This is a genomic window from Mesorhizobium sp. M7A.F.Ca.US.014.04.1.1 (assembly GCF_003998745.1).
Lineage (GTDB): Bacteria > Pseudomonadota > Alphaproteobacteria > Rhizobiales > Rhizobiaceae > Mesorhizobium > Mesorhizobium ciceri.
Window position 1 is genome coordinate 1 of record NZ_RZRW01000145.1, and the last position, 11,122, is coordinate 11,122.

14 protein-coding genes are annotated in these 11,122 nt (G+C 63.3%); 6 read left to right on the forward strand and 8 right to left on the reverse strand.

The window, feature by feature from the left end; all coding sequences use genetic code 11:
• From EOA22_RS12440 to hisB, 7 genes are all read right to left on the reverse strand, one after another.
• Positions 1-546 (reverse strand): HisA/HisF-related TIM barrel protein (locus tag EOA22_RS12440; RefSeq protein WP_164755382.1); only part of this gene is annotated, 546 nt, incomplete at its 3' end.
• Positions 543-1,379 (reverse strand): arginase family protein, encoded by an 837-nt coding sequence (locus EOA22_RS12445; protein WP_063169781.1) that lies wholly within the window; start codon positions 1,377-1,379, stop codon positions 543-545. The genes EOA22_RS12440 and EOA22_RS12445, both read right to left, overlap by 4 nt.
• Complete coding sequence (gene hisA / locus EOA22_RS12450) at positions 1,376-2,119, reverse strand: 1-(5-phosphoribosyl)-5-[(5-phosphoribosylamino)methylideneamino]imidazole-4-carboxamide isomerase (protein ID WP_063169780.1); 744 nt, start codon at positions 2,117-2,119, stop codon at positions 1,376-1,378. Before hisA ends, EOA22_RS12445 begins: the two co-directional genes overlap by 4 nt.
• 4 nt (positions 2,120-2,123) lie before the next feature.
• Complete coding sequence (locus tag EOA22_RS12455) at positions 2,124-2,414, reverse strand: DUF1330 domain-containing protein (RefSeq protein WP_013528347.1); 291 nt, start codon at positions 2,412-2,414, stop codon at positions 2,124-2,126.
• An 86-nt stretch (positions 2,415-2,500) separates the two neighbouring features.
• Positions 2,501-3,151 (reverse strand): imidazole glycerol phosphate synthase subunit HisH, encoded by a 651-nt coding sequence (hisH, locus tag EOA22_RS12460; protein WP_063169779.1) that lies wholly within the window; start codon positions 3,149-3,151, stop codon positions 2,501-2,503.
• 23 nt (positions 3,152-3,174) lie between these two features.
• Positions 3,175-3,651: a DUF2628 domain-containing protein gene (locus EOA22_RS12465; protein ID WP_063169778.1), complete on the reverse strand. Its 477-nt coding sequence runs from the start codon at positions 3,649-3,651 to the stop codon at positions 3,175-3,177.
• Between the two features lie 4 nt (positions 3,652-3,655).
• Positions 3,656-4,255, reverse strand: coding sequence for an imidazoleglycerol-phosphate dehydratase HisB (hisB, locus tag EOA22_RS12470; protein ID WP_063169777.1), 600 nt, complete (start codon positions 4,253-4,255; stop codon positions 3,656-3,658).
• Between the two features lie 242 nt (positions 4,256-4,497).
• On the opposite strand from hisB, the gene hslV reads away from it, so the two are divergent.
• From hslV to EOA22_RS12500, 6 genes are all read left to right on the forward strand, one after another.
• Positions 4,498-5,049, forward strand: coding sequence for an ATP-dependent protease subunit HslV (gene hslV, locus EOA22_RS12475; protein ID WP_013528351.1), 552 nt, complete (start codon positions 4,498-4,500; stop codon positions 5,047-5,049).
• Entirely contained in the window at positions 5,039-5,554 is a 516-nt protein-coding gene (locus EOA22_RS12480) for a GNAT family N-acetyltransferase (RefSeq protein ID WP_024502003.1), read from the forward strand. Before hslV ends, EOA22_RS12480 begins: the two co-directional genes overlap by 11 nt.
• Positions 5,551-6,720: a hypothetical protein gene (locus tag EOA22_RS12485; RefSeq protein WP_063169776.1), complete on the forward strand. Its 1,170-nt coding sequence runs from the start codon at positions 5,551-5,553 to the stop codon at positions 6,718-6,720. Before EOA22_RS12480 ends, EOA22_RS12485 begins: the two co-directional genes overlap by 4 nt.
• Positions 6,721-6,826: 106 nt before the next feature.
• Positions 6,827-7,372, forward strand: a complete 546-nt coding sequence (locus tag EOA22_RS12490) for a DUF2585 domain-containing protein (protein WP_224618702.1) — start codon at positions 6,827-6,829, stop codon at positions 7,370-7,372.
• 4 nt (positions 7,373-7,376) lie between these two features.
• Positions 7,377-8,687, forward strand: coding sequence for an ATP-dependent protease ATPase subunit HslU (gene hslU / locus EOA22_RS12495; RefSeq protein ID WP_013528355.1), 1,311 nt, complete (start codon positions 7,377-7,379; stop codon positions 8,685-8,687).
• Positions 8,688-8,918: 231 nt separating this feature from the next.
• Positions 8,919-9,878 (forward strand): DUF1402 family protein, encoded by a 960-nt coding sequence (locus EOA22_RS12500; RefSeq protein ID WP_063170435.1) that lies wholly within the window; start codon positions 8,919-8,921, stop codon positions 9,876-9,878.
• 119 nt (positions 9,879-9,997) lie between these two features.
• On the opposite strand, the gene EOA22_RS12505 is transcribed toward EOA22_RS12500, so the two are convergent.
• Positions 9,998-11,122 (reverse strand): FAD-dependent oxidoreductase (locus tag EOA22_RS12505; protein ID WP_127389995.1); only part of this gene is annotated, 1,125 nt, incomplete at its 5' end.

Genomic DNA, 11,122 nt, shown 5'->3' on the forward strand with positions numbered 1-11,122 from the left:
GTCGGGCTCCATCGAGGTCAGCAGGATCTCGCCGGCGCCGCGATCGACCATTTTCCGCGCGAACTCGACCGCGTCGATGCCGGTCTTTTCGCGCCCACCATGGGTGAAGATCTCCCAGCGGTCGGCCTCACCGGTGGCGGACACTTTCTTGGCGTCGATGGCGACGACAATGCACTGGTTGCCGAACTTGTCGGCAGCCTCGGCAACGAAGTCCGGGTTCTTCACCGCCGCCGTGTTGATCGACACCTTGTCCGCGCCGGCCAAGAGCAGCTTCCTGATGTCGGCGACCTGGCGCACGCCGCCGCCGACGGTCAGCGGCATGAAACATTGTTCGGCGGTGCGTGCGATGACGTCGAAGATGGTCTCGCGATTGTCCGACGAAGCAGTGATGTCGAGGAAGCAAAGCTCGTCGGCGCCGGCCGCGTCATAGGCCTTGGCCGCCTCGACCGGATCGCCGGCGTCGACGAGATCGACGAAGTTGACGCCCTTGACGACACGGCCGTTCTTGACGTCGAGACAGGGGATGACACGGGCTTTCAGCATCAGCGGCCCTCTATCGTGGCGATGAGATCGTTCAGCAACTGGCCGACCAGCGGCGGAACATCGGCCTGCGCGTCGAAAGCCGGATCGTAGGCGGAGACGGTGATGCCGACGACCGGCACCGCAAGCGCCATGGCGCAAGTGGCGTCGCGCAACTGCTCCGGGCTCGGGCCGCCCGAAGTGATATAGCGGTTGGCCTGCAACTCGCGGGGATCATGCACGTCCATATCGAGGTGCATGTGCACGCGTTTGGCGCCGGCGATCTTCAGTCTTTCGGTCGCCTGGGCCACCCCGGCGCATTCCGTCCGCACGATCGGCAGCGTCTCCAGCAGCCGCTTCTCGTCCGGATCGAGATCGCGCGCGTTGACGAGCACGCAACGCGACGGATCGATCGGCTTGAAGCCGGGAATGGCCGACGCCATCGGCCTCCAGCACAGGCCAAGCACCGTCGCCAGCGCCATGCCGTCGAGAAAGCCGTATGCCGATGTCTCGGGCGTGTTGAGGTCGCCATGCTGGTCGGCCCAGATGATCGCATCGGCGTCCTCGCCGGCGACCGCACCGGCTGATGTCAGGCAATTTCCCGCAAGGACGATGGGAAACCGACCGGCGTCACGGGCAAGGCGAACCTCGGTCGCAACCGCGTTGCAGACAGCAAAGCCGGTGGCGATCTCGCGCTCCTGGATGTCTCCGACCCTGCCGATGTCTTCCACCGTAACGTCATGGCCGGCCATGGTCAGCGCGTCGACGAGCCCGCCTGATATCAGTGCGTCCGGGCCCTGGCCCATGCCGCCATGGTAATGACCGCTGTCGTAGGAGGCCAGGATGATGGAGATTTTCACGTCCGCGTCTCCGCCCTGCCCTGCAGGATCGCCAGGGCCTCGGCCGGATCGATGCGGCCGTCATAGAGCGCGCGCCCGGAGATCGCCCCTTCGAGCTTTTGCGCATCGGGCATGGTCATGCGCATGATGTCGGCGATCGAGGCGAGGCCGCCCGACGCGATGACCGGGATCGATACGGCATCGGCGAGATCGATGGTGGCGTCCCAGTTGATGCCTGTCAAAACGCCGTCGCGATCGATATCGGTGTAGATGATGGCGGCGACTCCGGCGCCCTCGAATTTCCTCGCCAGTTCGACGACGCCGAGGCTCGACGCCTCGGCCCAGCCCTCGACGGCGACCTTGCCGCCCTTGGCGTCGATGCCGACGGCGACCTTGCCCGGAAACGCCTTGCAGGCCTGTCTGACCAGGTCCGGGTCACGCACCGCCACCGTGCCGAGGATGACACGGGCCAGCCCGCGATCGAGCCAGTCCTCGATCTGCGCCAGCGTGCGGATGCCGCCGCCGAGCTGCACAGGGTTCTTCGTCGCCTTGAGGATGGCGCCGACCGCCGCGCTGTTGACGCTCTGGCCCTGGAAAGCGCCGTTGAGGTCGACGACATGCAGCCATTCGAAGCCCTGTTGCTCGAAGGCCCGCGCCTGCGCTGCAGGATCATCGTTGTAGATGGTCGCGGTGGCCATGTCGCCGTGCTTCAGGCGCACGCACTGGCCGTCCTTGAGATCGATGGCGGGGAAAAGGATCATCCGTTCAGGCGCCTTCCACAATGGCGAAATGCGATGTCGAATAGAGACGTCGGAACTTCAGCGCCGCCTGGTATTCGGGCGAATGGAAGCAGGCGAGTGCGACCGCGTAGCTCTCGAACTCGATGATGACATGGCGATTGCCCGACGACCCTTCCGGGCTCGACGACTGACCGCCGCGGGTCAGGAATTTTGCGCCATATTTGTCGAAAGCCGCTTTGTTGGCGGCAATGTATAGCGGATAGTTTTCCGGATCGGTCACCTCGACCATCGCCATCCAGTAACCCTTCTTGCTCATCGGTTTCCCCTTTGCTTGAGCATGATCTCGGGACAAACGGGACCGTTTGTCCGAGAAAACCGGGGTCCACTTTTCGGGATCATGCTCTAGGGCCTCCAGCGCAGGAAATTGGTGATCAGGGCGAGGCCCAGCGCCTGGCTCTTTTCCGGGTGGAATTGCGTGCCGACGAGATTGTCGCGGGCGACGGCCGCCGTCACCGGGCCGCCATAATCGGCGACCGCCAGCACTTCGTCCGGCTTGCGCGCATCGAGGTGGTAGGAGTGCACGAAATAGGCGTGCAGCCCGTTGGTCCCGGTGGGAATGCCGGCAAACAGTGGATGCTGGCGTTTGAGTTCGATGGTGTTCCAGCCGATCTGCGGGATCTTCAGCGCCGGATCGGAAGGCATGATCTCCTTGACGTCGCCCGATATCCAGCCGAAGCCCTCGGTAATTGTCTTTTCAAGGCCGCGCTGCGACATCAGTTGCATGCCGACGCAGATGCCGAGGAAAGGCCGGCCCTTGACGATCGCGACATCTTCGACGGCTTCCCACATGCCTTCGACGGCCTGCAGGCCGGCCGCGCAATCGGCATAGGCGCCGACGCCGGGCAGGACGATGCGATCGGCCGTGCGCACCCGCTCGGCATCGGCCGTCAGGTCGATCTGCGCCGCGATGCCGGCTTCGCGCGCGGCGCGCTCGAAAGCCTTGGTGGCCGAGCGCAGATTGCCCGAGCCGTAGTCGATGATCGCAACCCGCATCTCAGCTTCTTCCCGGAATCATGTCAGTTTCTTCCCGGTATGTGGGTCAGCCCCAGCGCAATGCCCGGCTGCGCTGGCCGCGCGAGGGCAGCATCGGGGACCATGCGCGGCGCCGGCACAACCTCATCGGCAAGCGCTTCCGCCTCCAGTGCATAGCGTGTGTCGGCATCGTCGAGCCAACCGGCTTCGACCGCGCCCCACTCGTGCCAACCACGCCGGCGAAGTGCCGCGATGCGCAGGCCTTGCCCTTCCAGGCCGACATAGAGCGAAACCAACAACGACAGCAGCGACCCGGCCACACCAAGGCCGAGCTTCTGGCCCAGCATCGAAAGCAGGCCCATGACGACGAAGGCAAGTGCTGCTTCGATCCACAGCCGATGCCAGGCGAACCATAGCGGCGGCACCAGGAGGCCCAGCCAGGTGAAGCCATCGCGGACAAAGGCCGTCGCATCAGCCTTTTCGCTGCGGCCTGGCGGTTCCATCACGACGTAGGTGGCCATGGCCTTATCCCTTCAACGATCCCTTGGTGGAGGGAACCGCATCCGGCTGGCGCGGATCGCGTTCGAGAGCAGCGCGCAGCGCGCGCGCCACCGCCTTGAAGCAGGTCTCGGCGATGTGATGGTTGTTGGCGCCATAGTGGTTGGTGACATGCAGCGTAATGCCGGCATTCTGCGCCAGCGCCTGGAAGAACTCGCGCACCAGTTCGGTGTCGAAGGTGCCGATCTTCGGCGACGAGAAGGAAACGTTCCAGACCAGGAAGGGACGGCCGGACACATCGATCGCGGCGCGCGTCAGCGTCTCGTCCATGGCAAGGTCGATCGAGGCATAGCGCATGATGCCGCGCCGCTCGCCGAGCGCCTTGGTCAAGGCCTGGCCGAGCGCGATGCCGGTGTCCTCGACCGTGTGGTGATCGTCGATATGCAGGTCGCCCTTGGCCCTGACCGTCATGTCGATCAGGGAATGGCGCGACAGCTGGTCCAGCATATGATCGAAGAAGCCGACGCCCGTAGCGATATCCGACTTGCCGGACCCGTCGACATGGACCGACACGGAGATGTCGGTTTCCTTGGTCTTACGGCTCGCTTCGGCGGAACGGGGCGGCATCACTCTATCCTTGTCCAGAGGTTCACATCGTGACCGGCTCAGAGGCTTCAAGCGCTCGCAGGCTTGAAAACGAAAGCCTTCTAGCAGCATGATCCGGCGATTGCCAGTTGCCTCCGGCATCGGTATCGGCCTTGCCAGAGAGCGATTTGCAATCACCGGCCCCATGCATACATATGGCCGATCAAAGTTACTCGTACCGCGCCAATCGCCTTATCGGGATGGCGCTGCTCGGAGCCCAAGAAATGTCCAATGAACTGACCATGCACGCCACGACCATCGTGACGGTGCGCAAGGGCAACAAGGTGGTGATCGCCGGCGACGGCCAGGTCAGCCTTGGCCAGACCATCATGAAGGGCAACGCCAAGAAGGTGCGCCGCATCGGCAAGGGCGGCAATGTGATTGCCGGTTTCGCCGGCGCCACCGCCGACGCCTTCACGCTTTTGGAGCGGCTCGAGGCCAAGCTCGAACAATATCCCGACCAGCTGACGCGCGCCTGCGTCGAGCTCGCCAAGGACTGGCGCACCGACCGCTATCTGCGCCGGCTGGAAGCGATGATGCTGGTGGCAGACAAGTCAGTCTCGCTGGCGCTGACCGGCACCGGCGACGTGCTCGAACCCGAATTCGGCGTCATGGCCATCGGTTCGGGCGGCAATTACGCGCTGGCCGCGGCCCGCGCGCTGATGGACAGCGACAAGGATGCCGAGGAGATCGCCCGCAAGGCGATGCAGATCGCATCCGACATCTGCGTCTACACCAACAACAATTTCGTCGTCGAAACGCTCGATGCCGCCTGAAGAGGTGGTGACCTATGATTTTCGGCCGGTGACGGAGAAAGACCTGCCGATGATCGCCGGCTGGCTTGCCCAGCCGCATGTTGCAGAGTGGTGGGACGATCCGGAGACGGAAATCGCCGGGATTAGCGATCATATCGACTCGATTTCCGTCGAGCCGCTGATCGTCGAGCTCGACGGCAAGCCGATCGCCTATCTGCAGAGCTACGACCCGCATCTGGAAGACGACCACCCCTACGCCGACCAGCCGTTCGGCACGCTCGGCATCGACGTGTCGATCGGCGTGCCGGAGCTGGTCGGGCGTGGCCATGGCTCGGCGATCGTGCGCCAATTCGTCGAACAGCTTTTCGAGGAAGGTGTTCCGCGCGTCATCATCGACCCGGATCCCGCCAATGTCAGGGCGATCCGCGCCTACGAAAAGGCCGGCTTTGTTGCCTTTGACACCAGAACATCGGAGTACGGGCCAGCCCTGATGATGGCGCGCGACGCGACGCAGGAGCCCAATTGATCAGCGCCGAAACCCTCGACAAGGCAGTCGCGAAAGGTTTGATCTCGCAGACCTTGCGCGATCAGTTGGAGGCCATGGAACGCGCGGTCGCTCTCGCCCCCGAGGCCAGGCGCGCCGATGATGAGAGTGACGAGGGTGACGAGGAAAACCTGCGGCTGGTCGGCGGCGGCAACGATCTGTTCGTCACCGTGGGAACCGTTCTGCTCAGCGCCGGCTTCTTCTTTGTCCTCACCACCTTGCTTCCAGGCCAGACATTCTGGATCGCCGGCATCTTCGCGGTTTTCGCCTGGGGGCTCGCCGAAATCGTCACGCGTCAGCACCGGATGAAGCTATCGTCGTCCGTGCTTGCCCTGATTTTCATGGCCGCCATTCTGGCCGCTCTGGCGCTGCAAGTGGAGGCCAGCTTCGGCATACGCAAGCCGGAAACCATCTGGCAGCTATTGGCGTTGCGCCAGACGGCGTCCCGGGCCGGATATCTGTTCCTGGGCGGAGGAATAATCGCGGCGGCGATCTATTTCTGGCGCTTTCGCGTCCCCATCATTGCCGGGACTATCGCCATCGCCTTCACACTGCTTGCCTTCCTGCAAACGGCGATAATCCTGTATGACAGTGTGACAACCGGCGCGATTGCGCCGCCGCGCCTCGAGGACGTTCCCGAATTGCTTCGCGCGGCCCTTTACATGCCGCTGATCTGCGGCCTGATCGTGTTCGCAACGGGTGTCGCTTTTGACATTTACGACAGGGATCGACGCAAGATCTGGTCCGATTGCGCTTTCTGGCTGCATGTCGTCTCGGCGCCGATGCTGGTGCATCCGCTCTTTATCATGGCAACCGGCCAAAACGTCGTATTCGGACATATCGCGCCGGATGCCAATGCAACCATCATGCTGACGATTCTGATCCTTGGCTTCCTCTATGTCGCGCTGGCCATAGACCGCCGTTCGCTTCTGGTTCCTACATTGGCTTACTTCGGCTCGCTGGGCATCTATTATCTGGTGAATTCCGCCTCCGATTCGACGGGCATCCCGCCTTTTGCCTTGATCCTGGTCGTTGTTGGCGCGCTGATTATTCTGTTCGGGGCCGGCTGGCAGCGTATCCGGCGGATTGTGGTCAACCTCACCTTGCCGGCGGCCGTGATCCGCCGGCTGCCGCCGCTGAAGGCGTGACAGGGCTTTGTGATGGTCGAGACGGCGACGCGAAACGAGGGGGAATGAATCGATGACGACACCGGCCACGGAAAACAGCTATTCGGCCTACGAAGACAGCTGGCGGATGGGGCTTCTGCTGGTGCTTGCCCTGGTCATCTTCCAGGCCGGGGCGCTCTACGGCATGGGGCGGACGCCGATCTGCACCTGCGGCTACGTCAAGCTCTGGCATGGCGTGGTGAACAGTTCGGAGAATTCCCAGCACATTTCGGACTGGTACACCTTCTCACACATCATCCACGGCTTCCTGTTCTATGCGCTGGCGCGGTTCCTGTTCCCGCGTTCGCCGATCGGCCTGAGGCTGGCGTTCGCCGTCTTCATCGAGGGCGGCTGGGAGCTGCTGGAAAACAGCCCGTTCATCATCGACCGCTACCGCGCCGGCACCATTTCGCTCGATTACTATGGCGACAGCATCATCAATTCGGTGTCGGACACACTGGCCATGGTGCTGGGATTTGTGATGGCGCGAAGGCTACCTATATGGGTGATCGTCAGCCTCGCCATCATCTTCGAACTCGGCACCGGCTACCTCATCCGGGACAATCTGACACTCAACGTGATCATGCTGCTGCATCCGTTCGAGGCCATCAAGCAGTGGCAAAGTGGAATTTAGTGATATGAGCACATTTTCTCCCCGCGAAATCGTTTCGGAACTCGACCGCTTCATCATCGGCCAGAAGGACGCCAAGCGCGCCGTGGCCATTGCCTTGCGCAACCGCTGGCGCCGCCAGCAGCTGGAAGGCCAGATGCGCGAAGAGGTGATGCCCAAGAACATCCTGATGATCGGGCCGACCGGCGTCGGCAAGACGGAAATCTCGCGCCGCCTGGCGCGGCTGGCCGGTGCGCCCTTCGTCAAGGTCGAGGCGACCAAGTTCACCGAAGTCGGCTATGTCGGCCGCGATGTCGAGCAGATCATCCGCGACCTGGTCGAGATCGCCATCGGCCTGGTGCGCGAGAAGATGCGTGAGGACGTCAAGGCGCGCGCCCACGTCAACGCCGAGGAACGTGTGCTGGAAGCACTGGTCGGCAAGACGGCGAGCCCGGCCACCCGCGACAGTTTCCGCAAGAAGCTGCGCGACGGCGAGCTCGACGACAAGGAAATCGAGGTCGAGGTTGCCGACACCGGCAGCGGCGGCATGCCCGGATTTGAAATCCCCGGCATGCCGGGCGCCAATATCGGCGTGCTGAACATCAACGACATGCTGTCGAAGGCGATGGGCGGCAAGAAAACCAAGATGCGCAAGACGACGGTGAAGGAGTCCTACGACCTGCTGGTCAATGACGAGTCCGACAAGCTGCTCGATCAGGACGAGGTGGTGCGCCGGGCGCTCGATGCCGCGGAAAACGACGGCATCGTCTTCCTCGACGAGATCGACAAGATCGCGGCGAGATCGGACATTTCCGGCGGGCCCTCGCGCGAAGGCGTGCAGCGCGACCTGCTGCCGCTGGTCGAAGGCACCACGGTGGCGACCAAATACGGACCGTTGAAGACGGATCACATCCTGTTCATCGCCTCCGGCGCCTTCCACGTCTCGAAGCCGTCCGACCTGTTGCCGGAATTGCAGGGCCGCCTGCCGATCCGCGTCGAACTGCGGGCGCTGGAGAAGGACGATTTCGTGCGCATCCTGACCGAGACCGAGGCCAGCCTGATCAAGCAGTATATCGCGCTGATGAAGACCGAGGGCGTCGAGTTGACCTTCACCGACGACGCCATCGATTCGCTCGCCGGCATCGCCGTCGATCTCAACGCCAGCGTCGAGAACATAGGCGCCAGGCGCCTGCAGACGGTGATGGAGCGGGTGCTGGACGAAATCTCCTACGATGCGCCCGACCGCAACGGAACGAGCGTCACTATCGACGCCGCCTATGTCGAAAAGCATGTCGGCGATCTGTCCAGGAATACCGACCTGTCGCGGTTCATCCTTTAAACGACGGCGCCGAAACGTTCCGGCGCCGGTCCAGGCAACATTTTCCGGCAAGCAAAATCATGTGTGGCCAGATGGTACCATCTGGCCACCTTTCGTCCTGCCGGGTGAAGGGGCGCTCTCGACTCGACCAAGAGCTTTACCTAGTTTGCGCGGCAATTCTCGATCTCTAGGTTGACGCAATTCCGGAAAACCGTTTCACACTTTTCCTGGAATTGCTTGGGCGGCGGGTGCATGAAAAAACTGATCCTGGTCATTCTCGGCTTGACGCTGGCGGCGACGCTGTTCGCCGCCGAGGCAGCGACATTGGTGCCGCCGGGAAATCGCAATGCCGTGCAGCCCGACATTCCCGGCGCCTCCAGCCGGCGCACGCAGGCGACCAACACCAGCTTCCAGGCGAAGTACCGCAAGGTCTATGCCCTGCTGCAGAACGACGCCGATCTGCGCGCCAAGATCAGGAAGGCGGCGGCCGCCTACGGCATCGATCCCCTGCACATTGTCGGCGCCATCGTCGGCGAGCACACCTACAATGTCGATGCTTATGACCGGCTGCAGACCTACTATGTCAAGGCGATCTCCTATCTCTCCAGCAAGCTGTCCTTCGCCTATGACGGCGAGGACATCACCGACTTCGTGCAGCGGCCGGAATTCAAGAAATGCGCGGGGATGTCCGACAGCTACGATCTGTGGGAATGCCGCGAACAGGTGTGGAACCGTTCGTTTCGCGGCAAGTCGGTCGGCGGGACCAGCTTTCCCGACGACCGCTTCGGCGCCACCTTCTTCCAGCCTTATTATGCCGGCCAGACCTTCGGCCTCGGCCAGCTCAATCCGCTGACCGCCCTGCAGATGAGCGATCTGGTGCACAAGGTTTCGGGCCTGCCCAAGCTCGACGTCGGCGATCCCAATTCGGTCTACAAGACCATCATGGATCCCGACCTGACGCTGCCCTACGTCGCCGCGACGATCAGGAAATCGATCGATGCCTATAAAAGCATTGCCGGCTTCGACATTTCGGGCAATCCCGGGCTGACCGCCACGCTCTACAATGTCGGCAATCCGGAGCAGCGCGCTTATGCGTTGAAGGCGGAGAACGACAGGCGCCGCGCCGCCGGTGAGCCCGAAAAGCTGCCGGAAGAGAATTATTATGGTTGGCTGGTGAACGACAAACTGCCGGAGCTGAAGGCGCTGTTTTAGGGCTGGGGTTCAGAGCCTTTACCTGCCCCTTGTAGGGCAGGTCGGACCGAAGGTCAGGGGCGGTGCCGCACTCCCATCCCGCAGCTGCGCAGCGGCCCCCAAAAAGGGGGAGCGTAGGCTCAGGCGGCCAACAACGACTTCAGCTTCACATCCGGTGATCCCAGCGCTTCCGGCGCCGGCTTGGCCCGCTTGGCGATCAGCATTTCGGCCAGCCTGATGTCGCGGGCGACCGCGTTGCCGGGGCCGATGCCGCTGGCCGCGACCAGCCTGCCGTCTTCAGCCAGATGGAAGAGGATGAAGGCGCCGTCGCCGAGATCGCGGCGCACGGTGTTTTTGCCCTCGTCGGAGAGCCCGGCGATCTGCAGCGACAGACCATATTGATCCGACCAGAACCACGGCACCGCCGCATGCGCCTCGCCGGCGCCGAGCATGTTCCTGGCCGCCAGCGCGCCCTGTTCCTGGGCGTTGCGCCAGGCTTCCAGCCGCACCCGGCGGCCGCCATAGACGGCGAGCGGAAACGAGCAGCAATCGCCGGCGGCAAAGATGTCGGGATCGCAGCTGCGCAGCTCGGCATCGACTGCAATTCCATTGTCGATCGTCAGCCCCGCTTCGGCCGCAAGCCCGGCCACCGGCACGGCGCCGATGCCGATGATCGCGAGGTCGGCGACGATTTCCCGGCCGCCGGCAAGTGTGGTGCGCACCTCGTTGCCATCGTCGGCGATGGACGCGATGCCGTCGCCGCACAGGATGTCGACGCCCTCGGCGACATGCGCCTCATGGATGATTTCCGCGATCTCCGCCGGCACGCCGCGAATCAGGATGCGAGGCTGCGCCTCGATGACGGTGACCGCGGCACCGAGCTTGCGGGCCGCGGCGGCGAGTTCGAGGCCGATAAAGCCGCCGCCGATGATGGCGATACGGTTGCCGAGGGTGAGATGCGCGCGAATGGCGAGCGCATCAGCGAAGGTTCTGAGATAGACGCAGCGCGGACCCAGGCCCGGCATCGGCAGCTTGCGCGGCGTCGAACCGGTTGCCAGCAGGAGCTTGTCGTAAGGCAGGACCGATCCGTCCGACAGGCGCACAGTATGCGCCGCGCGGTCGATCGCGACGGCCTGGACGGAATGGATATGCCGGATCGACTTCTCGGCCAGAATTGCGTCGCTGGCGATCGCCTTGATCCCGGGCGCATCGCTGGCCATCGCCTCCTTGGACAGAGGCGGGCGCTCATAGGGGAGATCCGGCTC